This is a genomic window from Terrisphaera buseokensis, assembly GCF_047521145.2.
In the GTDB taxonomy this organism is placed as follows: domain Bacteria; phylum Verrucomicrobiota; class Verrucomicrobiia; order Opitutales; family Opitutaceae; genus ER46.
Genome location: NZ_CM134186.1, coordinates 4,390,236 through 4,416,838, shown reverse-complemented (window position 1 = coordinate 4,416,838; position 26,603 = coordinate 4,390,236). Strand labels below are relative to the sequence as shown.

The following is a 26,603-nucleotide window of genomic DNA, read 5'->3' as shown; positions in this document are numbered from 1 at the left end:
ACCAGCGGCGCGCGCCCGACCGGCCGAGGTCAGCGTGGCGTCGGTCCGTCCGGCCGCAACTCGCGGCGGAAGAACTCCATGATCCGCAGCTGCTGCCGCAGCCGGATGTTGGGATCGGACACCATGTGCGTGCCGAGCATCGGCATCAGCTCGTAGGTTTTCCCGGCGCGAAAGAGAGCGTCGGCCAGCTGCAACGTGTGCTGGAAGTAGACATTGTCGTCGGTCAGCCCGTGGATGAGCAGCAACGGCCGCGTGGCTTGGGCCGCGTAGGTCGTGACGTTGCTGACGCGGTACGCCTCGGGTGCGTTCTGGGGCAGTCCGAGATAGCGCTCGGTGTAGTGCGTGTCGTAGTTTTCCCACGTCACCACCGGTGCGCCGACGACGGCGCAGCGAAAGATATCGGGCCGGCGAATCGCGGCCATTGCCGCGAAGTAGCCGCCAAACGACCAGCCCGTCACGCCGACGCGCGTGAGATCCAGTTCGGGCCGTTCGCGTGCGAGTGCCTGCAGGCCCGCGATCTGATCCTCGAGCGCGACGTCGATGAGGTTGCCCTTGACGACGCGTTCCCACTCGCGGCCGCGACCCGGCGTGCCGCGACCGTCGAGGCGCACGACGATGTAGCCCTGGTCGGCCATCCACTGGTCGGGCAGGAAGCCGCGAATGTCGGCCGTGACCCGTTTGCTGGTCGGACCGGCGTAGACCGAGAGCAGGACCGGATACGTGCGGCCCGGCGTGGCGTCGCGCGGGCGCGTGATCGCGGCGTCGAAGGCCCGCGGGCCGCTCGTGCGCGTGAGCTCCGTGCCGGGCCAGCGCGCGGGTGACTCGGCGAGCGAACGCAAGGTGGCGACCACGCGGGCGTCGTCGGCCGCGACGATCTCGCTGCGATAGGCCCCGTCAAACGCGTCAATGGTACGTAGCAGAAGCCGCGATTCCGGGAAAAACGTGGCCGCGTGCAGGCCGCGTTCGCGGGTGAGGCGCTCGCCCGGACCACCGGCGAGCGGGAATTTCCACACGTGCACCTCGCGGGCGTCGTCGCCGCCCCGGACGTAAAAGCTCTGGCCCGTTTCATCGAGGCCGATCAGGCCGCGATAGGTCCAGGCAGTCGAAGTGAGCTCGCGCACGAAACGGCCGGAGGCGTCGCGCAGTTCCACCTGCCACGCGCCGCGGCGCTCGGTCGTCCATAGGAAATGCGAGCCATCCTTGAACCAAAACGGCGGCCGCCGCAGCCCGGACGAGCCGGCGAAGTTGTCGTCGAGGTTGAGCCACGCGGCGTCGGTCTCGCGCACGAGTTCGTGCGTGGAGCCGTCGGTGGGATTCACGGCCAGCAGCCGTTGATCGGTTTGCTCGCGGTTCTGCACGAGAATCGTCAGCGGCGCGCGAGCGGGCCACAGTACGCCCGCGAGATAGGGAAACGCCGCGTGATCCCACGCGACCGCACGCGGTGCGCCGCCGGTGCGGGGCACGAGGTGCAGGCGGACGACGGCGTTCGGCGTGCCGGCGCGCGGGTAAAAGAACTTCGTCGGTGGCACTTCGGGCTGGAGCGGATCGGCGACGTAGCGCGTTTCCACCGCTGACTCGTCGGTCTCCTGCACGAGCAGCGTGCTGGCGTCGGGCGACCACCAGTAGCCTTCGCGCCGGCTCATTTCCTCCTGTGCGACGAACTCCGCGGTGCCATGGGAGAGCGTGGCGGTGGCACCGGTCGTGACGGGCCGCGCGGCGAGCGGCCGGCTCGCGAGATCGATGACGTGCAGTTCGCGATCGGCGCCGGCGGCGGCGACGAAGCGGCCGTCGGGCGAGAAGCGGGGATCAACCCAACCGGTGCCAGGCAGCGCGGTAACGGCCGCAGTCGAACGTTCCACGAGGTAGAGCCGGCCGGAGAGCGTCACGAGCAGGCGGGTGCCGTCGGTCGACAGTTGAAACGCGGTAAATCCCTTCAGGCTTTGGCGCTGGCGTTCGCGTCGGGCTTTCTCCTCGGCGGAGAGCGTCTCGGAGCCGCCGGCGAGCAGTTGCTCCGGCGTGAGCAGTTCGCGTTCGCGGCCGGTGGACAGTTCGACCTCGAAGAGCCGCAACGTCGGATCGCGCGGCTGCGCGCGGAGGAAAAGCGCGTGGCGCCCGTCCGGCGTGAGCTTCGGTGACACGGGTCGGCCGAGCGTGTAGTTGCGCGTCTCGGCGAGATCCCGGAAGTAGGTGAACTGCGGGTCGGAGGCTGCGGGCGCCGCGGCCGCACCGGCGACGAGCGACAGGGCGAGAAAGGAAACGACGCGAAGGCTCATGCGAGCACGTGAAGAATCACGGTGCGAACGGCGGGTCGAGATCACAGCGCTCTGCGTTGTGATCTCAGATCTGAAATCTGAGATTTGAGATTGTAGCCGCCCGGGGCTACTCGCGTGTTTTCGAATCGATCACGATCGTGACCGGGCCGTCGTTCACGAGGGCGACGTCCATCATGGCGGCGAAGCGTCCGGTGGCGACGGGCCGGCCGAGGGCGGTGGACGCGTGGCGGTTGAAGGCCTGGTAGAGCGGGATCGCGAGCTCGGGTTTGGCGGCGTCGTTGAACGAGGGCCGCGTGCCCTTGCGCGTGCTGGCGAACAGGGTGAACTGGCTCACGACCAGCACGCCGCCGGCGAGGTCGACGACGGAGCGGTTCATCTTGCCGTCGGCGTCTTCGAAGATGCGCAGTGCGCACACTTTCGCGGCCAGCCATTGCGCGTCGGCGTCGGTGTCGGTCTGGCCCACGCCGAGCAGCACGAGCAGACCGGGACCGATTTCGCCCGTGATCTCGCCGCCGACGGTGACGCGGGCTTGGGAAACGCGTTGAATGACGGCGCGCATGGTGCAGTGGCGTGAGGCTCGGCGGGGCGGCGGCGCGATGACGTTCCGACGGGCACCGCGCCGCGGGGCGCGGGACCGAAGCGTGCGCCGGCCCCCCCGCAGCGGTCACCTGGCCGCCGTCGTACGCGTTACAGCATCGGCCGGTGCGGTTCGGTCTCGGCCTCGTAGTTTACTCCGGCCAAGCCGAAGCCGAAAAGCTTCAGAAACTCGGTCCGGTAGCCGGCGATGTCGGTCTCGCTCGCGAGATTCTCGGTGGTGACCCGCGGCCAGATTTCGCGCACGGCCTGCTGGATCTCCGGCCGCATCTCCCAGTCGTCGATGCGCACGCGGCCGGATTCGTCGAACTTCGGCGTCTGGCCGCCGTACATCTGCGTGGCGAACAGGCGCTGGATTTGCTCCATGCAGCCCTCGTGGGTGCCGCGCGCCTTCATGATCTTGTAGAGGATCGAAATGTACAACGGGACCACCGGGATGGCCGAACTGGCCTGGGTCACGAGCGCCTTGTTGACAGAGATGAACGCCCGGCCGCCGCCGTTGAGCTTGAGCAGCGAATCGATGTTCTTCCCGGCGCGCTCGAGATCGTTCTTGGCGAGGCCGATGGTGCCGTTCTTGTAGATCGCCCAGGTGACTTCAGGCCCGATGTAGGAGTAGGCGACCGATTGCGCGCCGGGGGCAAGCAGCTTGGCCTCGGAGAGTGCGTTCATCCACAGCTCCCAGTCTTCGCCGCCCATGACGGCGGTCGTGTCGGCGATTTCCTGCTCGTTGGCCGGCTCGATCGTGACGGTGCTGACGATGCCCTTGTCGGTGTCGACTGTCTTGTTCGTGTACGACGTGCCCACCGGCTTGAGGACTGATTTGTGCACGACGCCGGTCGTCGGGTGGGTCCGGCGGGGCGAGGCGAGCGAGTACACCACGAGATCCACCTGGCCCAAGTCGGCGCGGATCAGGTCGAGTGCCTGCTTCTTGATGTCAGCGGAGAAGGCGTCGCCGTTGATGTTCTTCGCATACAGCCCGGCGGCGCGAGCGGCCTGGGTGAACGCGAGGGTGTTGTACCAGCCCGGCGTAGCGGGGCGGCCCTCTTCGGAGGGACGCTCGAAAAACACACCCAAGGTGCCGGCGCCGGAGCCGAAGGCCGCGCCGATGCGGGACGCCAGGCCGTAGCCCGTGGACGATCCGATCACGAGGACCTTCTTGGGGCCGCGTGCGATCGGGCCCTTGGCCTTTACGTAATCAATCCACTCCTGGACGTGAGCGGCACAGCCTTCGGGGTGGGCGGTGACGCAAACGAAGCCGCGAACCTTGGGTTTGATGATCATCGCCCGGGAGGTTTCGCGGCGAAGCAACAAGTGACAAGTTTCAAGTGCGGTGGCGCCGGGCCTGCGGCCCGCAGATTTCAGATCTCAAATTTGAGATCTGAGATGCGCGAAGCGCAGCCTCGCGCCTACTTGCCGAGCAGCACGAACGGACCCTCGGCCTTCGGCACGCCACCCTTGCGCTCGCGCGTAACGGCAAACGCGTTGATCGCGGCGACGGGCAGGTTGGCCTTGAACTTGTAGCTGACCGTGCCGGTCGACGCGGTTTCCACGCGGAAGACGCCGCCGTCGACCGGAATCGGATACTGCGGATCAACCACCCAGAGCTGGTAGTCCTCGTTGGCGGCAAGCGCGGGCAAATCCTTCACATTCAGGATGCCTTCCTGCTTGCGCGGATCCCAGACGGCGATCGCCTGGGCCTGCGGAGAATTTTTCAACAGCGAGGCGAGCGCCGTGATCTTGAGATCGGCGAGATTCCCCTGCTGCTTCAACTCGTCCGAAAGTTTGGCCACCTGCTGTTTCGCTTCGCCGAGCTGCCGGCCGATGTCGGCGGACGCGCCGGCTAGGGCGTCGACGCGCTGGGTGAGGCTGGCGAGCTGCTGATCGCGTTCGCCGAGGCGGGTGCGGGCGTCGGCGAGCAGCCGCTCGCGGTCGGCGAGTTGATTCCGGGCCTCGGCGAGCAGACGGACATTGTCCGAAGTCTGGGTCCGGGCCTCGTTCAACTGCGTGGTGGCCTGGGCCAGTTGCGCGGTGACGCTGGCGATCTCCTTGCCGTTTTCCTCGAGCCGCCGGCGCGTGACGATGCGCTCGGCCTCGAGCTGCTGTTGCGTCATCTGCGCGGAAATTTCCACGAGTGACTTCTGGCTTTCCAGCGTCGCGACTTCGTTGCGCACGGTGACATATCGCTGCCCCAGCCACACCGCGCTCAACGCGAGACACGCCGCAATGGCCCAGGGCAGGAACGTACTCCGGCGGCGAAACTCCACCGGCCGGATGATGTTGTCCGGCGCGGTCGTGCCGGCGCCCGTTGACGTGGCCGCAATCGAAGCGAGCACGCGCTGTTTCAGCGCGCCTGGCGGAGGCGTAGCCGGCGCGGTGTGCGCGAGCGAGGCGGCGGCGCCGCGCAACTCGCGGACGATCGCACGCAACTGGGGATCGCGCGCCAGCTCGGCCTCAAACTGTGTGCGTTCAGCGCCCTCGAGCAGATCGAAGGCGTAGAGCGAAGCGAGTTCCTCGTGACGTTCGTCGATCATAACCGTTGCGCGAGCGAGTCGCGCAGTTTGATCAGTCCGCGGCGGATGCGGGCCTTCACGGTCCCGAGCGGCTCCGATAGTTTCCGGGCAATTTCCTCCTGCGTCAGTCCACCGAAAAAGGCCAGTTCCAGCGCCCGCTTCTGTTCGAGCGGCAGCGTCTCCACCGCGGCCCGTACCGCCCGGGCGTCGTCGCCGAGCGCGGCCGAATCGTTGCCGAGGGACACTCCGCCGCCTTCATCGTAGCCGAGGTCGTCGGGCGCGGATTCCGCCAACAATTCCGCGCGCCGCCGCCGCATCCGGACTCGATCAATCGCGCGGTTGCGCACCAGGGTCACCGCCCAGGAAAATGCACTGCCGCGGGTCGTTTCAAAGGTCGCGGCCTTTTCCCACAGCGTCACAAATGCGTCGTGGACGACGTCCTGCGCTTCGGTGGGATCGCGCAGGATCCGCACCGCCGAACCGTAGAGCGGACCGGAGAATCGATCGTACAATTCCGAGAACGCCTGCTTGTCGCCCTGCGCCACGCGCTGCAGGAGGTGAGCGTCAACGCGCTGACGCTCGTCCGGTTGCGGAGATTCTGGCGTTTCGGGCGATGTCATGCGCCCGGGCGGCCGCTGGTGCGCGCCGCTCTCCCAGTCCGCGACGGCATAGAAATGCCGGGCAGGGAAACAGGAGAGTGAGATGGACATTTCCCTTTCATACGTTCGCCGGGCAAAAGGGGATGCAGCCGGGTTGAATCTTGGCGAGGCTTTTCGGCCGGCCTCGTTTTATACCTATCGCTCCTTGCTTTTGGACTTCTGGATCGATCGTGGCTACGAGCGCCAGCGAGTGGCCGTTCGGCCACTCGCTGGCGCTCGTAGCCACAGCTAAAGTCCAAAGGCAAAGAGCGATTGGTATTACAGGACAACCTGACCAATCAAACCCAGGACAATCAAGAGGGCCAGAAACGCGAGGATCGCCTGTTCGCGGCGGGTGACGGGGAGGGGCATGGGGCAGCGGCGGACATCTCTGTCGGCCGCCCGTTGCTCCTGCCGGTTTCACCGCTGGCGGGCAAACGCTCCGGATACCGAAAACCAGGGCCTTGATCGGGACTTGCGTGCTGCGCCGGGCTGACCTCTACGGACCGTCCGACCGCCTGAAAATGAGGCAAAACGATAGGGCGCGTTGTCCCCCACGCGCCGCTTTCCGGAGTTCATCATGGGGAGCGCGGCGGCTTGGGGACAAGCCGCCCGACCATCGCCCACACGGTTTCAGGGCCCGCTCACACCTTCACTGCGAACAGCTCCGGGTGCATCGTGCCTTCGGCCACCTTGTTGACGGTGCCGGTCATCATGATCGAAAAGCCGTCGCCGATCTCGATGCCGATCTGGCCACCGGGCATGTGCACGGTGACGTCCCGGTCGATCAAACCCAGCCGGTGCGCCACCGCCGCAGACGCGCTGGAGCTGCTGCCGGAGGCGAGGGTGTAGCCGGCGCCGCGTTCCCAGATCTCGATCTGGATATTCTTTCGATCGCGGACTTTCAGGAATTGGACGTTCGTCTTGCGCGGAAACGCCGCATGCGTCTCCAGGTGCGGGCCGTATTTGTGCGCGAGCTCGGGCGAGATTTCCGGCAGTGGAATCACGCAATGCGGATTGCCGATGGTCGCCGCGCAGTAGGTGAACTCGCGATCGAGAATGGTGATTTTCTCGTTGAGGACTTCGCGCGGCGCGCCGGTGAGGTTCACCGGAATCTTCGCACTGTCGAAGCTCACGCTGCCCATCGCCACCGTGATGAGCCGGCCCTGCTCCTTGATCACGGATTGGACGTGGCCGCCGGGCGTCTCGATGGTGAACTGCGGGTTCTTCACGAGACCCTGGTCCCAGAGAAAACGGGAGAAGATGCGCAAGCCGTTGCCGGATTTCTCTGCTTCCGAGCCGTCGGGGTTGAAGATGCGCAGCCCGAACTCGCTCTGCTTCGACGGGAGCGGACCCCAAAGGATGCCGTCGGAGCCGACACCGAAATTCCGGTGACAGACCACGCGGATCTGTTCGACCGTCGGCGCCGGTTTCCACGAGGGAAAGTCCGCCGGGTTGAGCACAATGTAATCGTTGCCGAGAGCGTGGTATTTGTGGAAACGCATATGCGAGCGGGCAACCTTGCCGGTCGATTGCCATGAATCCACGGAAAAATGAGCAATCATACCAATCGCTGCTTGCTTTTGGACTTCTGGATCGCTCGTAGCCACGGCTAAAGTCCAAAGGCAAAGAGCGATTGGTATCAGATCGTCGATTCCGAGCTGGCGATCGAAGCCGCCGGAGCTGGGTCGCCCACGGAATACACGGAATACACGGAAAAGTCAGAGTTCCGTGTATTCCGTGTGTTCCGTGGGCAAACTGCCCGGAGTTGATTTTGCCTTACGGGACGGTCGGCAGCGCCGGTGTGGGCTCGCTGTAACCGAACAGGCGCCGCTTCTTGATCGCGGTGGCCACGGTGGACGGCACCATCTGTTCCCAACTGGGATCCTTGTCGCGGATGCGGCCGAGGACGTCGCGCGAGAAGATACCCAACACATCGCGGTCGAAGCCCACGATGCAGTCGATGTAGTGATTCTCGAGCAGGTAGTCGTACAGGTTGCGCAGGTGATCGGCTACGTGGACATTCTTCGCGGTGATCAGCACGTTGGCGGCAAACGCGTGGCCGACGTGCGATCCGGGCGTCGCCACCGCGCCGGTCGATAGGTACCGATCGTACGCCTCCTGCCGCATCGGATAGATGTAGAGTTTGACGGCGTTGCGGAACATCCGTCCGAACGACTCGAGAATGCCGCCCTCGAGGTGCTCGTAGTACTTCTCGTTGAAGATCTCGAGGAGGTTGTTGATGCCCATCACCACGCCGATCATCTCCTTCGTGTAGCGGCGGAAGTAGGACGTCAGCCGGTAATACTCGGAGTAATTCGAGATCATCGTCGTGAAGCCCAGCTCTCCGAGCAGATCGACGCGTTGCAGGAAGTCCTGCGCGTCGAGTTCGCCGGCGGCGAGCAGGTTGTTCATCGTGATCTCCATCAGCACGACGATGTCTTTGCCCTTCGCATCGGGCTCCTGCACCAGCTGCGACGTGGCGCAGTTGAGCATGTCGACGTTGACGTGCGTCACGGGCCGGAAGCTGCCGCGCTCAACCAGGATCGCCTTCTTGTAGAGCACTTCGGACGGCTGCAGCACTTCACCCTGCGGTCCGAACATGACGGCGTTGGTCAGGCCGAACTGGACGAGGTAGAGCGCCATCAGCCGGTTGTCGACCTGGGCAAACGCCGGGCCGTTCAACTTCAACATGTCCACCTCGAGCCGCTGGATGCCGAGATTGTCGACGAGCGACTCGATCAGCCGCTTGGGATCATCGCGGTAGTAGAACGCCGCGTAGATCAGATTGGTGCCGGCGATGCCCAACGCCTCCTGTTGCAGGACCGCGTCCTTGTCCCACATGCGCACGTGCAGCAGGATGTCGCTCGGCGCGCTGCCCGGCTCGGTCTGGAACCGGATGCCGAGCCAGCCGTGGGCGTCGTTGTTGCTCTTGAAACCCTTCGTGGCGACGGTGTCGGCGAAGACGAAGAACGAGGTGCGCTCGCCGCGCTGGGCACCGAGCCGCTCGATCAGCAGATTGTACTCGTGGTCGAGCATCAGCCCGATGCGCTCGCGCGACACGTACCGCGGCGCCTTGCCGTAGATGGCGTCGCTGAACGTCATGTCGTACGCGGAGATCGTTTTCGCCACGGTCCCGGACGCTCCGCCGGCCTGGAAAAACACGCGCGCCACTTCCTGGCCCGCGCCGATTTCGGCAAACGTCCCGTACTTCCGCTCGTCGAGGTTGATCGTGAGCGCCTTTCGGTTCGTCGTCAGCAGTTCCTTCTTCTCGCTCATGGGGGATGACTGTGTTGGGTTGGGTGGTGGTTGCAACGTGTTCGTCGGCATAGGCGAGCGGGATTGGCTTAACTTATCGTGCCCGCAGCCGATTTACCTGAGGACTAATTGTCTCCGTGCGTTAAACTCGCCCTTTCTACTGGAGGAACCAGCGAAAGCGGGTAGCGTCCGCGCGACGCATGAAGAATTTTTTCACCTCGATGCTCGGTGCGCTGGTGGCGCTGATGATTTTCTCGGTTGGTTGCGCCCTGCTCTGCATCGGGTTCCTGGCCGCGATGGCGGCATTGGGCGGAAGTCAGAAGGGCACGCCGTCGTTCGATCGCGGATCGTATCTGGTGTTCGATCTCTCGACCAACATCTCGGATGCGCCGCCGCCGGTGGACATGAGCTTTTTCGGGGGCCAGAAGGACACGGTGCAGCTGCGCACGGTCACACGGGCGCTGCGCGCGGCCGCCAACGATGACCGCATCGCCGGCGTGTTCATCACCGGTGAACTCACGCCCGCCGCGTTCGGGTCCGGTTATGCCGCGCTGAAAGAGGTGCGCGGCGCGATCGAGGACTTCAAGGCCTCGGGCAAACCCGTGACCGCCTACCTGACTTACGCGACGACCAAGAGTTACTATCTGGCGTCCGCAGCGAGTGAACTCGCGATCGATCCCTACGGCGTCATCCTGATGCCCGGCCTCGCGAGCGAGCCGATGTTCTTTGCCGGCGCGTTTGAAAAATACGGCATCAACGTGCAGGTGACCCGCGTCGGCAAATACAAGGCGGCCGTCGAGCCGTTCACGCGCCGGGACATGAGCCCGGAGAACCGCGAGGAAGTGAAGAAGCTCCTGGGCGACATCTGGTCCGACCTGCTCGCGGACATCGGGCCCAGCCGCAATCTCACGCCGGAAAAAATCCAGGCGACCGTCGATGCCGAGGGCATGGTGCGGGCCGACTTGGCCAAGGAAAACGGCTGGGTCGATCGCGTGGCCTATCGCGATGAAGTTTACGATGCGTTGAAGGCCAAGACGGGCCGCTCCGGCTCGAAGGAGCCGTTCAAGCAGGTGACGCTGATCGATTACGCCAAGATCGCCCGCGATGTGGCCGACGTGCCGAAGAAGGGTCACGACAACACCAAGCCCGTGGGCAAGAGCGGCCGGATCGCGATCGTGTATGCCGAGGGCGAGATCGTGGACGGCGAGGGTTCGCCGGACGACATCGGCGGCACGCGTTTCTCGCGCAATCTGCGCAAGCTGCGGCAGGACGAAAACGTGAAGGCGATTGTGCTGCGGGTGAACAGCCCGGGCGGCAGCGCCTCGGCGTCGGAAGTGATCCAGCGCGAGATCCGGCTGATCAAGAAAGTGAAGCCCATCGTCGTCTCGATGGGATCGTACGCGGCGTCGGGCGGGTATTGGATTGCCGCCTACGGCGATCGCATTTTCGCCGAGCCGACGACGATCACCGGATCGATCGGCGTATTCGGAATCCAATTCGACGTGAAGCAGCTCGCGAATAATTTCGGGCTGACGTTCGACAGCGTGAAGACCGGCAAGTTTGCCGACGCGCTCACCATTTCCCGGCCCAAGACGCCGGAGGAACTCGCCGTGCTCCAACGCATGGTCGACTGGATCTACGGAGAGTTTGTCGGCAAGGTCGCCGAGGCGCGTCAGATCGCGCCCGCGCGCGTCGAGGAAATCGCGCAGGGCCGCGTCTGGTCTGGCCGCGAGGCGAAAGAGATCGGGCTCGTCGACGAACTGGGTGGGCTCGACGCCGCGATTGCGTTCGCCGCCGAGAAGGCGGGAGTCACCGGCAATTACCGGTTGGTCGAATACCCGCGGCAGAAGGAATTGATTGAAGCGATTCAGGATTTGCTCGAAGGCGTGACGCCGAAGCACGCTCACTCCAGCAGTCTTTCGGCCAAAATCGCGGCCCGCATCGAGGCCGAATTGAAAATGTTGAATTCCTTCAATGATCCGAACGGCATCTACGCCCGGATGCCGCTGTCGCTGAATCTGCGTTAGGCTCGGCCGAACGGGCGACGCAGAATGAGTGAAGTTGGAAGGTGAAGGGTGAAGGTTGAAAGCAGCCGAACCCTCACGTCGGCTTCCAGGAAGAGTTCGATCATGCCGGGCTCATTCCCTCCCGCACTCAACGCCACGCGAGGTTCGCTCTTTCAACTTTCACCCTTCATCGTTCAAATCCTCCTCCATGTCGAACGTGCACCACTTGATTCAGGACGTCTCCGCCACCGTCATCCCTGCGGGCGATGTCGTCACGCTGCCGCGCGACACGGAAGTCTTCATCGTGCAGACGCTCGGCGGCAACGTCACCGTCCGCACCGATCGCGGGCTCTTTCGCATTGCGCGGGAAAACGTCGGCGTGATTGGCGGCTACGTGCCACCCGACGACAAGACCGGCGCGCCGGTGGTGGGTGAGTTCAGCGAGCAAGCGGTATGGGATTCGCTCAAGACCTGCTTTGATCCCGAAATTCCCGTCAACATCGTGGACTTGGGATTGATCTATGATTTGTCGGTCGAGGCGACGCCCTCGGGCGGCAAGTCGATCGACGTCAAGATGACGCTCACCGCGCCGGGCTGCGGCATGGGGCCGGTGATTGCCGAGGACGCCCGCCAGAAAATCGCCGCGCTCCCGACCGTCGAGCGTGCCAAGGTGCACATCGTCTGGGATCCGCAGTGGACCCCACAGATGATCTCCGAGACCGGCCGCAAGGCGCTCGGCCTCGAGTAACGGTCGGGGATCCGGTTAATACCAATCGCCCTTTGCCTTTGGACTTTAGCCGTGGCTACGAGCGCCAGCGAGTGGCCGTTCGGCCACTCGCTGGCGCTCGTAGCCACGATCGATCCAGAAGTCCAAAAGCAAGGAGCGATTGGTATAAGCCGGAGCCAGGCGGAAGCCTCCCGCGAATCACGCGAATGGACGCGGATGCTATCTCACCGCTGAAATTCGCGACCGTTCGCGTGATTCGCGGGCCAATGAATTCTTTCGGCTTCGGTCCCGCGGCGCTTACGCCGTGATCGTTTCGAGCGAACAGCCGTCGGTCGCAGCGTCGGGCGTCTCGCAGTTGGGCCGCGCGATGACGCCCGCGTAAGGCTCGGGGACAAATTCACGATCGGGTTCGGCCATCAGGTGACGGTCACACACCGCGAACAGTTCAGCCTCGGTCTCGGTCCGGCGCATGTCGTGGAGGAATGCACCCGTGGGATCCACGCTCTGCCCGACGAAGTTCAAATACTTCTTCATCTTGTTCACGTGATACCGTTCCAGCAGGCCGGGAAACTGCGTGGCGCGATAGAGACGCTCGATGTACTCGCGCACGTGCGACAGTGAAATCCGCGTGATCGGCAATCCGGCGGCGCCTTCGCGGCATTGCCGAAAGATCCACGGATTGCGAATGGCATGACGACCGATCATCACGCCGGCGGCGCGCGTTTCGGCCAGGATGGCGCCAGCGCGCGCGGCGGACGTGACGTTGCCATTGGCCAGGACCGGACACTGGACGCGGCGCACGGCGTGGCCGATGAAGTCGTAGTGCACGTCGCTCCGGTACATTTCCTTCACCGTGCGACCGTGCACGCTCAGCAGATCGACGCGGTGCTCGTTCATCAGGTCGAGCAACCGATCAAAATGCTCCGTGCCGTCGAAACCGATCCGCATCTTCACCGTGAACAGGCCGGGCACCGCGGCGCGGAGCAGCGCGAGGATTTCGCCGACCTTCTTCGGCTCGCGGAGCAGGCCGCCACCGACGTTCTTCTTGTACACCTTCGGGGCGGGACAACCGAGGTTCAGGTCGATGCCCGCGACATTGTGCTTCAGCAACTCCTCCGCGGTGCGGGCGAGGTGACCGAGATCCTCGCCGATCAACTGCGCGAACACCGGGCGGCCGGTGATGTTCTCGTCGATCGAGCGCAGGATGTGCTTCTCGGGACGGGACTGCGCATGAACGCGAAAGAACTCCGTGAAGAAAAAGTCCGGCGCGCCGTAGTGCGCGATGACGCCCATGAACGCCAGGTCGGTGACGTCCTGCATCGGCGCCAGCGCGGTGAGCGGTCCGCCGGATTGCAGGCCGGCGGGCAGGGGAGAACGACTCGCAGCAGAGGACATGCGGCCGCTCAGGTCTTCTCTTCCTCGTCGTCGTCCGTTTCTTCGGACTGCTGGCGGAGCACTTTTTCCAGAATCTCCGTCATGTCCTCGACGGAATCGAACACCTGGCGCGCGACATAGATCGGCCGCTTTTGCTGGAGCGCGAGGACGATCGAGTCGCTGGGCCGCGCATCGAGCTCGACGATTTTTTTCCCGAGCTCGTTTTCCATCCGCAGGAGGATGCGGGCGAAGAACGTGCCTTCCCGCGCGTCGTTGACCACCACGTGATCGAGTTGCGCGCCGAGACCGAGCAGCAGGCTGCCGATGAGATCGTGGGTCAGCGGACGATCCTTCTTCACACCACTGAGCGTCATCTGGATCGCGTTGCCGACCGAATGATCGACGTAGATGACGAAGGTCTTGTCATCGTTGCCCAGGAAAACGGCGCACCCGTTGGCAGTGGGCATCACGCCCTTGATGGAAACGGGAACGACATCGGATTTCATGACAAACGCATAGTGGAGCCATCCGCCCGTGCGTGCAAGCGGGGACCGGCCGAGGTGAAGGAGCGCCCCTACAAGACGGATACCGCAAGCTATGACCGGACGGTGCCGGCTCCGCCCTTATTCGAAGCCGAGCAAACTGATGCCCCACGACTTCGCTTGCGCGAGCACGGCGGGCTTCTCGAGTAGAATGACCTTGCCGGCCTCGAGGGCGGCGGCGCCGAGATGGGCTTCGCGCATTGTTTCGAGCGTGCGGAGGCCGAAGCAGGGCACATCGAATCGCCAGTCCTGCCGCGTCTTCACCGTCTTCACGAACAACGCTTCGTCCGTCTTGAAACCTCCGGCGCGGCGGAGCATTTCGTCGGTGCCTTCGAACGCCTCGACTGCGAGCACCGTGCCCTTGCGCACGACGCAACCCTGGCCGATGTCGAGCCGGGCGCACTCGCGCGCAATCTGGATGCCGTGGTCGACGTACTCGGCGTCGATGGGAAACTTCCTGCCCGTCATGCAACCCGCCGTGGCGAGGTGCTCGTCCATGAAGGCGCGCGCGTCGAGCAGCGTGACGCCGAGCGCTTCGATCTCCTTCGCGATCGCGCCGAAGATCGTCTCGGCGTTGCGACGCTTCAGGGAAAATAGAATGCGCGTCGCCTTGAGGTCCGGGTGCAGGCCCTTGAAGAGCCGGCGCGGGGTGATTTGCCCCGCCATGATCGCGTAGCCGGCGTCGAATTCCTTCAACGCATCGAGCATGTGCCCGAGCTGACCGACCTTGAAGACGCGGTGATCCTGGCGGCTGAACGACGCCACGAGCTCCGGGCGCGTTTCCTCCTCGAACGCGACCAGCTTCAGCGGAATCCCCGCGGCGCGCACCGCCGCGGCGATGATCATCGGATACACGCCCTGGCCCGCAATCAGCGCGATCGGACGCCGGCCGTCGAAACTGGCGGGAAGAAAGGCGGAGGGCAGGGCCACGGCGGGAAGCTTATTCGACGACGATGTTCAGGATTTTTCCGGGGACAAAGATGATGCGCTTGATCGTCTTGCCCTCGAGATGCGGCGCCACGCGGGCGTTCGCCCGCGCCAACTGCACGGCGGTGTCCTGCGTCGTGCCGACGGGCACGAGCTGGTCGCCGCGGTGCTTGCCGTTCACTTGGAACACCAGCTTCGTCTCGGTCGTCACGAGCTTGGCGGCGTCGTAGGCCGGCCACGCGGCCGCCATGACGGAGCCGCTGCCGCCGAGGCGGGACCAGAGTTCCTCGCCGATATGCGGCGAGAACGGCGCGACGAGCTGCACGAACGCGAGCGCGCTCGCGCGTTTCACGGCGGGCGCCTTCTGCAGCGCATTCCCGCAGATCATCATCTGGGCGATCGCGGTGTTGAAGCGCAGGCCCTCGATGTCGTCGCCGACCTTCTTGATCGTCTCGTGCAGGATCTTCGTGAAATCCGCGGGCTCATCCGCCGTATCCGAGATCTTGGCACTGACGCCGCCGTCGGCACCGATCAGTTCGCGCCAGAGTTTCTGCAGGAAGCGGTGCACGCCCTCGATCTGCTGCATGCTCCACGGCTTCATCGCCTCGAGCGGCCCGAGGAACATGAGGTAGAGGCGCAGGGTGTCGGTGCCATGCGACGCGATGATCGTGTCCGGATTCACCACGTTGCCGCGGCTCTTGGACATCTTCTCGCCGTCCTCGCCAAGGATGATGCCCTGGTGAAACAGTTTCTTGAACGGCTCGGGCTCCGGCACCGCACCGAGATCGAACAGCACCTTGTGCCAGAAGCGCGCGTACAAGAGATGCAGCACCGCGTGCTCTGCACCGCCGACATACAGATCGGGCGTGCCCCAATAACGCAGCGCCTCGGGTGAGGCGAAGGCGGTGGCGTTCTTCGGATCGAGGAAACGCAGGTAATACCAGCACGAGCCGGCCCATTGCGGCATCGTGTTCGTCTCGCGGCGGCCGCGCACCCAGCGATCGCCAGCGGGCCGCGGATTCGACGCGGGCACGGCGGCGCCAGTCTCGACGTTGAACCAGATTTCGAGCCACGCGGTCTCGTTCGCCAGCGGGCTTTCGCCGGTGCCGCTCGGGAGATAGGATTGCACGCTGGGCAGTTCCAGCGGGAGCGCACCGGCGGGCAACGGCAGGGCGTAGTGGACGACGCCGTCTTGCTTGAAGGTGACCGGCTCGGGCGGCAGCGACGCCCCGCGCACGGCCTTGGCCAGCGCGTAATCCGACTCGCTCACCCAGACGATCGGGAAGGGCTCGCCCCAATACCGCTGACGCGAGAACAGCCAGTCGCGCAGCTTGAAATTCACGGTGGCCTTGCCGACGCCGCGGCCGCCGAGATCGCTCGTGATTTTCTTTTTCGCGTCGGGCCAGGGCAGGCCGTTGTAGGCGCCCGAGTTGATCAGCGAGCCGTCACCGACGAAGGGTAGCTTCGTGGCCGCATCACCGCTGTCGATCACCTGGACGATGGGCAGCTTGAATTGCTCGGCGAACTCATAGTCGCGCTCGTCGTGCGCCGGGACGGCCATGATGGCGCCGGTGCCGTAGCCCATCAGCACATAGTCGGCGATCCAGATGGGCACGCGCGCGCCGTTGACGGGATTGATCGCGTACGAGCCGCTGAAGACGCCGGATTTTTCCTTTGCGAGGTCGGTGCGTTCGAGATCGCTCTTGCCACCGGCTTTCTGCCGGTAGGCGGCGACGGCCGCCTTGTGTTCGGACGTTGTGAGGGTGTCGACGAGCGGATGCTCGGGCGCGACCACCATGTAGGTGCAGCCGAAGAGGGTGTCGGGCCGCGTGGTGAAAATCTTCAGCTGGCCGAGCGCCTTGTTTTCGAGATCGAACAGGATCTCCGCGCCTTCGCTGCGGCCGATCCACGCCTCCTGCATGCGCTTGGTGGAGTCCGGCCAGTCGACGTCCTTGAGATCGGCGAGGAGCCGATCGGCGTACGCGGTGATGCGCAGGACCCACTGCCGGAGATTGCGGCGTTCGACGGGAAAGCCGCCGACCTCGCTCTTGCCGTCGACGACCTCTTCGTTGGCGAGCACGGTGCGCAGTTCCGGACACCACCACACGGGGCGTTCGTCGACGTAGGCCAGCCCGCGCTGAAAAAGCTGCAGGAAGATCCACTGCGTCCAGCGAAAATACTTCGGGTCCGTCGTGTCGATCTCGCGATCCCAGTCATAGGAAAACCCGAGCGCCTTGATCTGGCGCTTGAAGTTCACGATGTTGTTCTGCGTGTTCGACGCGGGATGCGTGCCGGTCTTGACCGCGTGCTGTTCGGCCGGAAGGCCGAACGCGTCCCAGCCGATCGGATGCAGCACATTGAAACCCTTCGCGCGCTTGTAGCGGGCGAGAATGTCGGTGGCCGTGTAGCCCTCGGGATGGCCGATGTGCAAACCGGCGCCCGACGGATAGGGAAACATGTCGAGCACGTAGAACTTCGGCTTCGACGAGTTGTTTTCGGCGCGAAACGATCCCTGTTGCTCCCAGAAGGATTGCCAGTGTGGCTCTATCTCATGGAAGTTATAGTCAATGCACTTGGTAGCCATCGTGTGAACCCGCCACTGTGAAACCTTTCTCCGCCCGGTCAATCCTCGCGCTGAGCGCGGGAGCAAGGAGCAGGGAGAAGGGAGAAGGACTTCGCGTATTACGACGCGGCTGGTTGCTTCTCGTTCTCCTTGCCGGCTCCGTTTGCCTAAACTTGCCCTCGTCCGCCGTCGCGGCCGGGATGAGCCGCGGGTTTAACCAGCTGCTGGACGCGGTCGTGCGGATCGACGTGCGCGAGATCGGCTTTGAAGCCGGCGCGCGCCGCTACACGGCCAGCATCGGTTCGGGCGTGTTGTTGTCACCGGACGGAATCGTGCTGACCAACGCGCACGTCGCGAGCCCGCGGGCCGTCGAACTCAACATCACGCTCTCCAATCTCGAACGCGTGGGCGCGAAGCTCGTCGGCTGGGATCATTGGACGGATCTCGCCGTCCTGCGCATCGACATGGCCGAGGTGAAACGCCGCGGCTTCAAACTGAGCAGCGCGAAGTTTGGTGACAGCACCAAACTCTATCCCGGGCAGGAAGTGTACGCGGTCGGAACGCCGCACGGGCTCACGCGCACGGTGACGCGCGGGATTGTTTCGAACCAGAATCGCTATTTCGAAGACAACCGTGGCATCGGCGGCTATGAGACGGGCACGTTCAACACGTGGCTGCAAACGGACGCCGCGATCAATCCCGGCAATTCCGGCGGACCGCTGGTGACCGAGGACGGCAGGGTGATCGGCATCTCGTCGCGCGGTTACATGGGCGCCAACAATCTCGGCTTCGCTATTCCGGCTTCCACGGCCAAGGATGTCATGGAGCGGCTGGTACGCGACGGCACCATCGTGCGGAGCTACGTGGGCCTGGTGCCGGGGGCGCTGCAGGACTTGGAAAACTTCTACTCGCTCGAGCTGAACACCGGCGTGCTGGTCAACAGCGTCGATCCTGGATCGCCCGCAGCCAAGGCGGGCCTGCGCGGCGGCGACATTGTGCTCTCGATCGAGGGCGCGAAGGTCGATGGCCGTTTCCCCGAGCAGCTGCCGCCGATTCAGAATCTGATCGCGAGCCAGCCAGTCGGCGCGACGCTGCGGTTTCTCGTCAAACGCGGTGCCGACACAAAACCCTACGCGATCGTCACGGAGAAATTGGAAAGCCGCGTTGGCGAGGAGTGGGCGCTCGAAAAGTGGGGCCTGAGCGTGCGCAAGGTGTCGCGGGCGTTTGCGCGGGAGAACCAGCTCGATGACACTACGGGCGTGGTGGTCATCGGCGTGCAGCCCGGGTTTCCGGCGGAGGCGTCGGGGGTGTCGCGCGGCGACGTCATCACGAAGATCAACCAGCAGCCGATCACGTCGCTCGATGTGATCAAGGCGGCGCATGCGACCTACGAGGCGAAGCCGGCCCCGACCTTGTTGGAAACCCAGCGCAACCGCCGCGTGTCCCTTTATATTCTCAAACCATGATGCTGTCTTTCTTTCGACGCCACGCGGCGGGTTTTGGCGTGGCGCTGCTGTTGCCCCTCGCGCTTCACGCCGCGGCTGACTTGCCGACGCTGTGGGCGGAGCGGGTGAAGAGCGTCGTCGCCATCGAGTACGTCACCGAAACGGAAGTCGCCCGGCAGCCGTCCTCGGCGATGGGCACCGTGATCGATGCGCGCGGCACGATCATCCTGCCTTCCGGCGCGATCGATCCGCGGGCGGCGACGTGGCAGCTGAAGGAGTTCAAGGTGTTTCTCCCGGGCAGCGCCGAGGGGACGCCGGGCGAGTACCTCGGCCAGGACGCGTTCACCGGCTGGCATTTCGTCCGCGCGGGCGAGGCGATTCGAAGCAAGCTCGTGCCGGTGACGACGTTTGCCGGAGGCGGCGAGCCGCGGGCGCCGGCGCTGGCGGAGTTCGTCTGGGGCATCGGGCTGCGCGGCAAGGACGAGGACTTCGGGCCGTATATTTTGCAGAGCCACGTGGCACTGTTGCAGTCGCTGCCGCAACGCAGCGGCATTGCGCAACAGGAAGTGGCGGCGCCCGGGCTGCCGGTGTTCAATCGTGACGGCGTGCTGGTCGGCGTGGCGGGGCCGTCCGGCGGGCAGACGTTTCTGCAGATTTCGCGCACCGGCCGGCCAGCGCCGACGATGTTGATCAACGTTGAGGAGAGCAGCGCGTTCGTCCTGGCGGGCGAAGTTCTGCCGTATCTCGATCGCATTCCGAAGAACGTGTCGGGGCGTCCGCTCGCGTGGCTCGGTGCCTACGGCCTCGAGCCGATGGACCGCGAGGTGGCGAAGTTTCTCAACCTGACGGCTCAGTCCGGCTTGGTGGTGAGCGAGGTGCTGGCGGGAAGTCCCGCGGAAAAGGCGGGACTTCTGGCGCGCGACATCATTCTCGCGGTCGATGGCCGGCCGTTGCCGGAACTGAAACCCGATCGGGTCGTGGCCACCTATCTCGAACGCGAGATCGAGCGGCGCGCGCCGGGCGATGCGTTTGCCGTCACGGTGTTGCGCGGCATGGAACGGTTGGAGCTCAAGGCGGTGCTCGGGGACGAGCCGAAGCTCATGCGCGAAGCGGAGCGGAAACATTTCGAGCGGCCCGGCGTGACCGTGCGGGAGTTCGTTTACGGCGATGCCATCGAACGACGCGCGAACGCGGCCGAGACCTCTGGCGTGATTGCGCACTTTGTGAAGCCGAGCAGTCCGGTGGCGATCGCCGGGCTGCGCCAGGAAGACTGGATTCGCGAGATCGACGGCGTCGAAGTGAAAACGTTCGCCGGCGCCGTGGCGAAGCTCGCGGAAATCGATAAGGACGACGCGCGGCCGGAGTTCGTGATTCTCGTCGCGCGCGGCGGCGAGACGGCGGTGCTGCGCGTGAAATTGAAGTGAGCCCGAGTGGCTACGAGCGCCAGCGAGTGGCCGTGTGGGCCGAACGCACGGCCACTCGCTGGCGCTCGTAGCCATGACTGAAGTGTGGCGGCACCGGGCGATCGGACGACGAACGTTCGCCCCGGACGAAGCGATGGCCTCAACCGCGCTTCGGCGCGGCGTCGCTGGCCCAGACGATCAGCCAGCCGCTCTTTTCATCCACGAACACCATCGTCGAGGCGTTGTTGCCGGGAGCTTCCACGGCGTCCACCCGCGCGACCTGCGTGGCGTTGGCAATCGGCGCTGGCACCACGGTCGGGACCGTCGAGGGAACGAACAATGTGAATGCGACGGCGGCCGCGGCGGCCACGCCCAAGGGCAGAACGAGCCACGTGAAAAGCGGGCGGCGGGCGGCCGGAGCACTTTCGTGGCGGATCCGGCGGCGTACGGCGTGCCACTCACGCTCGGCATCGGGCACCTGGGCGGCGGTGGCTTCATTCTGCCACGACGTGATCGCTGCCGCGAGGCCGGCCCGGACTTTCCGGCAGGCATCGCACTGGGCGAGATGCCCGTCGAGCGCGGCACGCTCGTTAGCCTCGAGCGTGCCGTCCCGCTCGGCGAAAATCCGGTTTTGAGCCTCGCGACAGTTCATGAAGGTGGGCGGATAAAACGACAGCGGTTAACGGTTCCAACCACCCCGGTGGTTGTCATAGCCGTAGCTGTAGGCGCCACGGCCGTCACGATACGGGGACCGGGCATCGCGCCCGTCCACCCAAACCCGCTCGGTGCGGAGGGCGTAATAGCCGGGCTCGCAATAACGTTCCGGGCGGCCCCAGCGATTGTGACGGACGACCCAGCGCTCCGGGACCCAAGTCCTCACTTCGACATCCTTCCAGTAACTGCGGGACGGAGCGACCACGACGGTCGGAGGTGCATAATTGACGACCGGAGCGGGTGCGTACACGACGGTCGGAGGCGCAGGCCGGTAGGCGGGTACGCCGAGATTCACTCCAATGCTGACCCGCGTGTCGGCCCGGGCGGAACTGGCCCCGAGCGCGGCGGCCGTGACGAGAACTGCGAGAGTGATGCGTTTCATGGTGTTTTCCTTGGTTGTGGGATTCGCACCCTGAGACGCGACCGCCGGGAGGAATATTCACTTTTCCAGCGGCGCACGGAATCAACGGCAGGCGGGTGGGTTACCGCGCGATAAGGATGATGATGGGCGTGTCGCCATCACCGCTGGGCCGGCGGCCAAGGACGGCGGGGACGCCGGGCTGGAGCGTGAGCGTGGTGTTCATGACGACCGACTTGCCGTTGAACCATTGGACTTTCACGCGAATGCCGCCGCCACCCTTGTCGCCTTCCAGGTCGAGGCGATGGCCTCGACCGAGCGTGATGGCGGCATGGCCGCCCGCGGTGATGGCCGACGAGCCCTCGGCCACGTAGCGGAACGAGCTCAGCGGCAGGTTGCGCTGCAGTTCGGCTTCAAACGCGTCGAGCTTCGGGTCAGCCTCCTGCTTTTGATTCGTGGCCGTAATCAGAATGGCGCGGACGGACGCACCGCCGGCGGCGGCGGTCACCGGGTGCGGGCACGCGAGGACCGCGAGCAGCAGGGCGAAGGCGAGGTGGATGGTTTTCATGGCTGATCGTCTAATTTTTTCACCAGCAGGCGGCGGGCGTGGAACAGGCGTGACATGACGGTGCCGCGTGCCACGCCCAGATTCTCGGCAATTTCGTCGTACGAGAGCCCCTGGATTTCACGCAGGGCGAGCACGGCGCGATGCTTGGGCGGGAGCGAGTCGATCGCACGTTCAAAGCGCAGGTTGCGCTCGCGTTGCTCGAGATCCTGGCGCGGATCGCTCGCCGCCACGGCGTCGGGCGCCGCCACGACGCGATCGCCGCCTTCATCGGCGTCGCCGGACGACGCGTCAGAGAGAAACGGAATGAACCGGCTGAACCAGCGCTTGCGTCCCCGGAGGTGATCGATGGCCCGGCGCGTCGCAATGGGATGAATCCACGTCGAGAATTTCGCGTCGCCCCGGAACGTCGCGATGTTCTTCCACACTGTCAGCCAGATCTCCTGGCACACATCGCGGGCACTGTGTTCGTCGCGGAGCATGGCGTTCACGTGGCGAAACACCGACTCGTAATGCTGCCGCATAAGAGTGCCGAACGCCTCCTCGCTGCCCGTCTGCGCGCGCCGCACGAGCTCGCGCTCGGCTTCGGGGGTGATTTCAGCGGCGTCGGACACAGGTGGGTGGAAAGGGCGGTGGGTGGACTGCGAGACAACTCCTTCATAACGGAGTTCGACGCGCAAGTGCTACACCGTATTCACGGCCGTGATCGCCCCGGGGCGAGAACCGGGGCGTTACCCGCGAATCACGCGAATGACGCGAAAATAATCCATCGCTGCAGCCGAGCCAGCGGGCAGCGCAGCACGCGAGCTTGCGCCGGGGCTTGCGGTGCGAGTTTCGGATTCGCGTGTTTCGCGTGATTCGCGGGAGACCCCATCACGGACGCCCGGCCGAAGGTTTCGTTTGCGGCTTGGCGGGGCGGGAAATCGCGGTTTGCTCAGGGCGTCCCATGTTTACAGGCATCGTCGAGGAAACGGGTCGGGTGTTGGCGTTCGAGCCGCGAAGCGAGGCGTGGAGCCTGGCGATTGCGGCGCGGGCGGCGCTCGTCGATCTTTCGCCGGGTGACAGCATTGCCGTGAACGGCTGCTGCCTCACGGTCACGGCCTTCGATGCGACCTCGTTTCGCTTCGACGTGCTCGAGGAGACGCGGCGACTGACCAATTTCGCCCGCCTGCGGCCCGACGCCCTCGTGAATCTCGAACGCAGCCTGCGCTTCGGCGGGAAGGTGGGGGGGCATTTTGTCACGGGCCACATCGACACGCTCGGCACCGTCGAGGTGTTCGAACCGCGGGGGAAAGACTTCTACCTGCGCATCGGCGTTGGCCCGGCCTTCACGCGTTATGTCGTGCACAAAGGCAGCATCGCGATCGATGGCATCTCGCTGACGATTGCCGAGGTGACGGACCAGGCCTTCGCGGTGTGGATCATTCCGCACACGCTGACCGTGACCAATCTGCGCGAGAAACGCGTCGGGGATTCGGTGAATCTGGAGTTCGATCTGCTGGGCAAGCATGTGGAAAAACTGCTGCTCACCCGCACGCCCTGAGCTTCATGCACCATGCGCTCCAGGCCCTGACCGATGAGCTCCGCCGGCTCAAGACCGCCGGCGTGAAGACCGTTTCGGTCTCGGAGGAGAGTATCACAGCCCTACGGCGCGTGGTGGCCGAGCGGGCGCAACGCGCTCCGTCCGTCCCGCGGGCGACGGCTCCGACGGCGGACGCGGCCGCGGTGCCCGCAGCCGCACCGGTGAAGGCAGCAGCAGCGCCGAAGCCCTACGAGCCGCCGGCCGCGCGGTCGTTTGCGGCGAAGCCGGCGGCACCCGATGAGGCGGCGCCGCGCCTGCCGGATGCGCCGGTGGTGACGTTGCCCGCGGGCGACAAGGCGACACGCTGGGCGGCGTTGCACGCGCTCGTGATGAACGATCCGACGTGCAGTCAAAACGTGCGTCCGGGGAAGAAGGTCGTGCTGGGCGTCGGATCGCTGGACGCGCGCATCATGTTTGTGGGCGAGGCCCCGGGGGCGGAGGAGGAAATTCAAGGGGAGCCATTTGTCGGTCCCGCGGGTCAGTTGCTGACCAAGATGATTCAAGCCATGGGCCAAAAGCGTTCGGATGTGTACATCGGCAACATCATGAACTGGCGTCCGCAAATGCCGACCGTCGACGGCCGCGAGCAGGTGGGCAACCGTCCGCCGACGGAGCGGGAAATGACCTACTGCCTGCCGTACCTGCGCGCGCAGATCGACGTGGTGAATCCGGAGTTGCTCGTGGCGCTCGGCTCGACGGCCGCGCAGGGCCTGCTCGGATTTGGATCGTTCAAAGCGCTGGGCGACATCCGCGGCCGTTGGCACGAGTTTGCCGGCAAGCCGCTCATGGTGACGTACCATCCCAGTTACATCCTGCGCAATCAGTCGAACCGTTCGAAGCGCATGATTTGGGAGGATCTGCTCAAGGTCATGGAGCGTGCGACGCTGGCGATCTCGGAGAAGCAACGGGCCTTTTTTCTGGACCGATGAACGCCCTCGATCTGGGCGGCGTCATTCGGGAGGGAAAGCCCGCCACGCGCCGCCATCGCCTGCTGATTACTTTCCTCGCCTTCGCGCTGAACGCGGTGGCCCTCGCCGCCGGCGAGAAATTTGATTTTGAAGTCCTCCGGGCCCGCGCCCAGGCGCTGGCGTCGAGCCCGCGCGTGCTGCCGCAGGGCCAGGTGCCAGAGTGGTTGCGCCAGTTGAGCTATGACGACCTCCGGCTCATCGAGTTCGATGGCCGGCACTCGCTGGGCTTTCGCGAGAAGCTGCCGTTTCAAGTGCAGTTTCTTCACCCCGGATTTCTTTTCGACAAGACTGTGCACCTGTTCGAGGTGCGGGGCGGGGTGGCGGAGCCGGTGCCGTTCCGGCGGGAGTTTTTCAATTATCGCACCGCCAAGACCGGCGCGGTGCCCGAGACGATGGGATTCGCCGGCTTCCGTCTGATGTTTCCATTCGACGGCCCCGGCACCGGCCACAAGGAAATCGGATCGTTTGCCGGCGCGAGTTACTTTCGCTTCCTGAGTCGGGGCGCGGCGTACGGCCTGTCGGCGCGCGGACTCGCGCTCAACACCGCGGAACCGACGCCCGAGGAGTTTCCCTTCTTCACGAACTTCTGGCTCGATCAGGGCGGAACGAATGCCCGGCAGATGCGGGTCTACGCGCTGCTCGAAAGCGAGAGCGCGACCGGTGCCTATCAGTTCACGGTAAGCCCGGAGGCGCACCTGGTCGTGCAAGTGAAGGCCGTGATCTATTGCCGGAAGAATCCCAAGGTGTTCGGCCTCGCGCCGCTGACGTCCATGTTCTGGCACGGCGAAAACTCCGACGTCGCGCGGGACTTCCGTCCCGAAGTGCACGATTCCGACGGCCTGCTGCTGCACACGGGTAGCGGCGAGTGGATCTGGCGTCCGCTGGTCAATCCGCGCCACCTGCGCGTCTCGGCGTTCTCCGATGAGAATCCGCGCGCGTTCGCGCTGCTGCAGCGCGATCGGAACTTTGAAAACTATCAGGACCTCGAGGCGTCGTATCACTCGCGACCGAGCGCGTGGGTCGAGCCGGTGGGAAACTGGGGCCGCGGCAGCGTGCGGCTGGTGGAGATTCCCACCGACAAGGAAATCGACGACAACGTCGTGGCTTTCTGGGTGCCGGAAAAGCTGCCCCCGCCCGGCGAGCCGATCGAGCTGGAGTACCGGCTGCATTGGTTTCTCGACGACATGGGACCTCCGGCGGGATTCGCCCGGTCGACCCGGCACGGGCGGTCGGCCGTCTACGAGCCCGGCTTCGAACGCTTCGTGATCGATTTCGACGGCCAGCAGCTGCAGGCGCTCAAGGGAGATGCTGCAATCGAGCACAGTGTCACGGTCGGAGCCGGCGGCGTGTTGCATCACTCGTCGCTGCAGAAGAACGCGATCAACGGCACGTGGCGCGTGGCGTTCACGGTGAAGCCGGACGGCAGCGGCCGGCCGATCGAGCTGCGCTGCTTCCTCCGCCGCGCGGGCGCCAGTCTCACCGAGACGTGGTCGTATCTGTGGCAGCCATGAGCGAACTTCCCCTCGACACGCACGAGATCGAACGCTTCCCGGCCGCAGGCGCGCTGTCGCGGTTTCGTCCACGCACGGGCACGATGGAGGATTGGAACGCCGCGTATGTGCGCGTGGAGGACTACCTGCGCGCCCACCGGATCCACAACCGGCTGCATCAAAGCCGGCTGATCGAACAGATTCTCGAGCGCGCGGCGCAGCGGCATGAGGCGCGTCCCTCGATCACGCCGACGGTGTTTGCCGCGGAGGAGACGGAGGCGCTCATGGATCAATGGTTCGCCGACATGCTGGACGAACGCGGCCAGCCGCACGAGCGCATCGCGGTCGACGGCCGGCTGGCACTGCTGCTGTCCGACGGACCGCGGCGGTGGCCGTATGCGTTCCTGGATACGGGGCGCATACCGGCCGAGTTCGAGCAGGCGATGCGCGCCGGGGTTATCCGCGCGGGGCCGGACATGGCGATCTCCAGCATGGTGCCGCGGCCGATCGACCTCGGTCCGATTCCCGAGGCCGCGGGAGAGACGATGGAACGCATGGAGCGCTGGCCGATCCTGCGCACGCTGTTCCTGTGGCTCGTCTTCGCGAGCGCGCTCGCGGCGATCTTTTATGTCACCCGGTGAGTACGCCAGGCCGTTCGACCTGATC

At 65.0% G+C, this 26,603-nt stretch carries 23 protein-coding genes; 8 read left to right on the top strand and 15 right to left on the bottom strand.

The window, feature by feature from the left end:
* Positions 1–29 precede the first annotated feature (29 nt).
* The 7 genes from ACLJEU_RS16605 to ACLJEU_RS16575 form a co-directional block, all read right to left on the bottom strand.
* Positions 30–2,273 (bottom strand): S9 family peptidase, encoded by a 2,244-nt coding sequence (locus ACLJEU_RS16605; RefSeq protein ID WP_414660395.1) that lies wholly within the window; start codon positions 2,271–2,273, stop codon positions 30–32.
* A 106-nt stretch (positions 2,274–2,379) separates the two neighbouring features.
* Positions 2,380–2,832 carry a D-aminoacyl-tRNA deacylase gene (dtd, locus tag ACLJEU_RS16600; RefSeq protein ID WP_414660396.1) on the bottom strand — a complete coding sequence of 151 codons (453 nt, stop codon included), beginning with the start codon at positions 2,830–2,832 and terminating at the stop codon, positions 2,380–2,382.
* A gap of 128 nt (positions 2,833–2,960) precedes the next feature.
* A complete protein-coding gene (fabV, locus tag ACLJEU_RS16595) occupies positions 2,961–4,148 on the bottom strand; it encodes an enoyl-ACP reductase FabV (RefSeq protein WP_414660397.1) in 1,188 nt (395 codons plus the stop codon).
* A gap of 125 nt (positions 4,149–4,273) precedes the next feature.
* Positions 4,274–5,398, bottom strand: coding sequence for an anti-sigma factor domain-containing protein (locus ACLJEU_RS16590; RefSeq protein WP_414660398.1), 1,125 nt, complete (start codon positions 5,396–5,398; stop codon positions 4,274–4,276).
* On the bottom strand, positions 5,395–6,087 hold the full coding sequence (locus tag ACLJEU_RS16585) for a sigma-70 family RNA polymerase sigma factor (protein ID WP_414660399.1): 693 nt from the start codon (positions 6,085–6,087) through the stop codon (positions 5,395–5,397). The genes ACLJEU_RS16590 and ACLJEU_RS16585 overlap by 4 nt, the downstream gene beginning before the upstream one ends.
* A gap of 572 nt (positions 6,088–6,659) precedes the next feature.
* Entirely contained in the window at positions 6,660–7,520 is an 861-nt protein-coding gene (gene dapF, locus ACLJEU_RS16580; protein ID WP_414660400.1) for a diaminopimelate epimerase, read from the bottom strand.
* Between the two features lie 274 nt (positions 7,521–7,794).
* A complete protein-coding gene (locus ACLJEU_RS16575) occupies positions 7,795–9,294 on the bottom strand; it encodes a TonB-dependent receptor (RefSeq protein ID WP_414660401.1) in 1,500 nt (499 codons plus the stop codon).
* A gap of 179 nt (positions 9,295–9,473) precedes the next feature.
* Here ACLJEU_RS16575 and sppA point away from each other — a divergent pair, with 179 nt between their 5' ends.
* Both sppA and ACLJEU_RS16565 read left to right on the top strand, forming a co-directional pair.
* Positions 9,474–11,300, top strand: a complete 1,827-nt coding sequence (gene sppA / locus ACLJEU_RS16570; RefSeq protein ID WP_414660402.1) for a signal peptide peptidase SppA — start codon at positions 9,474–9,476, stop codon at positions 11,298–11,300.
* A 187-nt stretch (positions 11,301–11,487) separates the two neighbouring features.
* Positions 11,488–12,027: an iron-sulfur cluster assembly protein gene (locus ACLJEU_RS16565; protein WP_414660403.1), complete on the top strand. Its 540-nt coding sequence runs from the start codon at positions 11,488–11,490 to the stop codon at positions 12,025–12,027.
* A gap of 276 nt (positions 12,028–12,303) precedes the next feature.
* On the opposite strand, the gene ACLJEU_RS16560 is transcribed toward ACLJEU_RS16565, so the two are convergent.
* The 4 genes from ACLJEU_RS16560 to leuS all read right to left on the bottom strand — a co-directional run bounded on the left by ACLJEU_RS16560 (position 12,304) and on the right by leuS (position 17,433).
* Positions 12,304–13,401: a tRNA dihydrouridine synthase gene (locus tag ACLJEU_RS16560; RefSeq protein ID WP_414660404.1), complete on the bottom strand. Its 1,098-nt coding sequence runs from the start codon at positions 13,399–13,401 to the stop codon at positions 12,304–12,306.
* An 8-nt stretch (positions 13,402–13,409) separates the two neighbouring features.
* Positions 13,410–13,886 carry a bifunctional nuclease family protein gene (locus ACLJEU_RS16555; RefSeq protein ID WP_414660405.1) on the bottom strand — a complete coding sequence of 159 codons (477 nt, stop codon included), beginning with the start codon at positions 13,884–13,886 and terminating at the stop codon, positions 13,410–13,412.
* Between the two features lie 117 nt (positions 13,887–14,003).
* Entirely contained in the window at positions 14,004–14,852 is an 849-nt protein-coding gene (locus tag ACLJEU_RS16550) for an LpxI family protein (protein ID WP_414660406.1), read from the bottom strand.
* Positions 14,853–14,862: 10 nt separating this feature from the next.
* Complete coding sequence (gene leuS / locus ACLJEU_RS16545) at positions 14,863–17,433, bottom strand: leucine--tRNA ligase (protein WP_414660407.1); 2,571 nt, start codon at positions 17,431–17,433, stop codon at positions 14,863–14,865.
* 152 nt (positions 17,434–17,585) lie between these two features.
* On the opposite strand from leuS, the gene ACLJEU_RS16540 reads away from it, so the two are divergent.
* Together ACLJEU_RS16540 and ACLJEU_RS16535 are read left to right on the top strand one after the other, a co-directional pair.
* The gene (locus ACLJEU_RS16540) at positions 17,586–18,878 is read left to right on the top strand and encodes a trypsin-like peptidase domain-containing protein (protein WP_414660408.1); all 1,293 of its coding nucleotides are present in this window, start codon (positions 17,586–17,588) and stop codon (positions 18,876–18,878) included.
* Positions 18,875–20,281 (top strand): PDZ domain-containing protein, encoded by a 1,407-nt coding sequence (locus ACLJEU_RS16535; protein WP_414660409.1) that lies wholly within the window; start codon positions 18,875–18,877, stop codon positions 20,279–20,281. Before ACLJEU_RS16540 ends, ACLJEU_RS16535 begins: the two co-directional genes overlap by 4 nt.
* A gap of 139 nt (positions 20,282–20,420) precedes the next feature.
* Here the strand turns inward: ACLJEU_RS16535 and ACLJEU_RS16530 are convergent, their stop codons facing one another.
* The 4 genes from ACLJEU_RS16530 to ACLJEU_RS16515 form a co-directional block, all read right to left on the bottom strand.
* A complete protein-coding gene (locus ACLJEU_RS16530) occupies positions 20,421–20,912 on the bottom strand; it encodes a zf-HC2 domain-containing protein (RefSeq protein WP_414660410.1) in 492 nt (163 codons plus the stop codon).
* A gap of 27 nt (positions 20,913–20,939) precedes the next feature.
* Positions 20,940–21,356, bottom strand: a complete 417-nt coding sequence (locus ACLJEU_RS16525; RefSeq protein ID WP_414660411.1) for a hypothetical protein — start codon at positions 21,354–21,356, stop codon at positions 20,940–20,942.
* Between the two features lie 100 nt (positions 21,357–21,456).
* Positions 21,457–21,900, bottom strand: a complete 444-nt coding sequence (locus ACLJEU_RS16520) for a hypothetical protein (RefSeq protein ID WP_414660412.1) — start codon at positions 21,898–21,900, stop codon at positions 21,457–21,459.
* Positions 21,897–22,511: an RNA polymerase sigma factor gene (locus ACLJEU_RS16515; protein WP_414660413.1), complete on the bottom strand. Its 615-nt coding sequence runs from the start codon at positions 22,509–22,511 to the stop codon at positions 21,897–21,899. Before ACLJEU_RS16515 ends, ACLJEU_RS16520 begins: the two co-directional genes overlap by 4 nt.
* A gap of 332 nt (positions 22,512–22,843) precedes the next feature.
* Here ACLJEU_RS16515 and ACLJEU_RS16510 point away from each other — a divergent pair, with 332 nt between their 5' ends.
* The 4 genes from ACLJEU_RS16510 to ACLJEU_RS16495 are packed head-to-tail and all read left to right on the top strand — an operon-like array spanning position 22,844 to position 26,578.
* A complete protein-coding gene (locus ACLJEU_RS16510) occupies positions 22,844–23,440 on the top strand; it encodes a riboflavin synthase (RefSeq protein WP_414660414.1) in 597 nt (198 codons plus the stop codon).
* A 5-nt stretch (positions 23,441–23,445) separates the two neighbouring features.
* Positions 23,446–24,408 carry a uracil-DNA glycosylase gene (locus tag ACLJEU_RS16505; protein ID WP_414660415.1) on the top strand — a complete coding sequence of 321 codons (963 nt, stop codon included), beginning with the start codon at positions 23,446–23,448 and terminating at the stop codon, positions 24,406–24,408.
* Positions 24,405–25,958 (top strand): glucan biosynthesis protein, encoded by a 1,554-nt coding sequence (locus ACLJEU_RS16500; protein WP_414660416.1) that lies wholly within the window; start codon positions 24,405–24,407, stop codon positions 25,956–25,958. The genes ACLJEU_RS16505 and ACLJEU_RS16500 overlap by 4 nt, the downstream gene beginning before the upstream one ends.
* Entirely contained in the window at positions 25,955–26,578 is a 624-nt protein-coding gene (locus ACLJEU_RS16495; protein WP_414660417.1) for a hypothetical protein, read from the top strand. The genes ACLJEU_RS16500 and ACLJEU_RS16495 overlap by 4 nt, the downstream gene beginning before the upstream one ends.
* Positions 26,579–26,603: the final 25 nt, after the last annotated feature.

Excerpts from the sequence above, each read along its gene's own strand:
- ACLJEU_RS16605 (WP_414660395.1), bottom strand. The coding sequence starts at position 2,273 with ATGAGCCTTCGCGTCGTTTCCTTTCTCGCCCTGTCGCTCGTCGCCGGT.
- dtd (WP_414660396.1), bottom strand. The coding sequence starts at position 2,832 with ATGCGCGCCGTCATTCAACGCGTTTCCCAAGCCCGCGTCACCGTCGGC.
- fabV (WP_414660397.1), bottom strand. The coding sequence starts at position 4,148 with ATGATCATCAAACCCAAGGTTCGCGGCTTCGTTTGCGTCACCGCCCAC.
- ACLJEU_RS16590 (WP_414660398.1), bottom strand. The coding sequence starts at position 5,398 with ATGATCGACGAACGTCACGAGGAACTCGCTTCGCTCTACGCCTTCGAT.
- ACLJEU_RS16585 (WP_414660399.1), bottom strand. The coding sequence starts at position 6,087 with ATGTCCATCTCACTCTCCTGTTTCCCTGCCCGGCATTTCTATGCCGTC.
- dapF (WP_414660400.1), bottom strand. The coding sequence starts at position 7,520 with ATGCGTTTCCACAAATACCACGCTCTCGGCAACGATTACATTGTGCTC.
- ACLJEU_RS16575 (WP_414660401.1), bottom strand. The coding sequence starts at position 9,294 with ATGAGCGAGAAGAAGGAACTGCTGACGACGAACCGAAAGGCGCTCACG.
- sppA (WP_414660402.1), top strand. The coding sequence starts at position 9,474 with ATGAAGAATTTTTTCACCTCGATGCTCGGTGCGCTGGTGGCGCTGATG.
- ACLJEU_RS16565 (WP_414660403.1), top strand. The coding sequence starts at position 11,488 with ATGTCGAACGTGCACCACTTGATTCAGGACGTCTCCGCCACCGTCATC.
- ACLJEU_RS16560 (WP_414660404.1), bottom strand. The coding sequence starts at position 13,401 with ATGTCCTCTGCTGCGAGTCGTTCTCCCCTGCCCGCCGGCCTGCAATCC.
- ACLJEU_RS16555 (WP_414660405.1), bottom strand. The coding sequence starts at position 13,886 with ATGAAATCCGATGTCGTTCCCGTTTCCATCAAGGGCGTGATGCCCACT.
- leuS (WP_414660407.1), bottom strand. The coding sequence starts at position 17,433 with ATGGCTACCAAGTGCATTGACTATAACTTCCATGAGATAGAGCCACAC.
- ACLJEU_RS16535 (WP_414660409.1), top strand. The coding sequence starts at position 18,875 with ATGATGCTGTCTTTCTTTCGACGCCACGCGGCGGGTTTTGGCGTGGCG.
- ACLJEU_RS16530 (WP_414660410.1), bottom strand. The coding sequence starts at position 20,912 with ATGAACTGTCGCGAGGCTCAAAACCGGATTTTCGCCGAGCGGGACGGC.
- ACLJEU_RS16525 (WP_414660411.1), bottom strand. The coding sequence starts at position 21,356 with ATGAAACGCATCACTCTCGCAGTTCTCGTCACGGCCGCCGCGCTCGGG.
- ACLJEU_RS16520 (WP_414660412.1), bottom strand. The coding sequence starts at position 21,900 with ATGAAAACCATCCACCTCGCCTTCGCCCTGCTGCTCGCGGTCCTCGCG.
- ACLJEU_RS16510 (WP_414660414.1), top strand. The coding sequence starts at position 22,844 with ATGTTTACAGGCATCGTCGAGGAAACGGGTCGGGTGTTGGCGTTCGAG.
- ACLJEU_RS16505 (WP_414660415.1), top strand. The coding sequence starts at position 23,446 with ATGCACCATGCGCTCCAGGCCCTGACCGATGAGCTCCGCCGGCTCAAG.
- ACLJEU_RS16500 (WP_414660416.1), top strand. The coding sequence starts at position 24,405 with ATGAACGCCCTCGATCTGGGCGGCGTCATTCGGGAGGGAAAGCCCGCC.
- ACLJEU_RS16495 (WP_414660417.1), top strand. The coding sequence starts at position 25,955 with ATGAGCGAACTTCCCCTCGACACGCACGAGATCGAACGCTTCCCGGCC.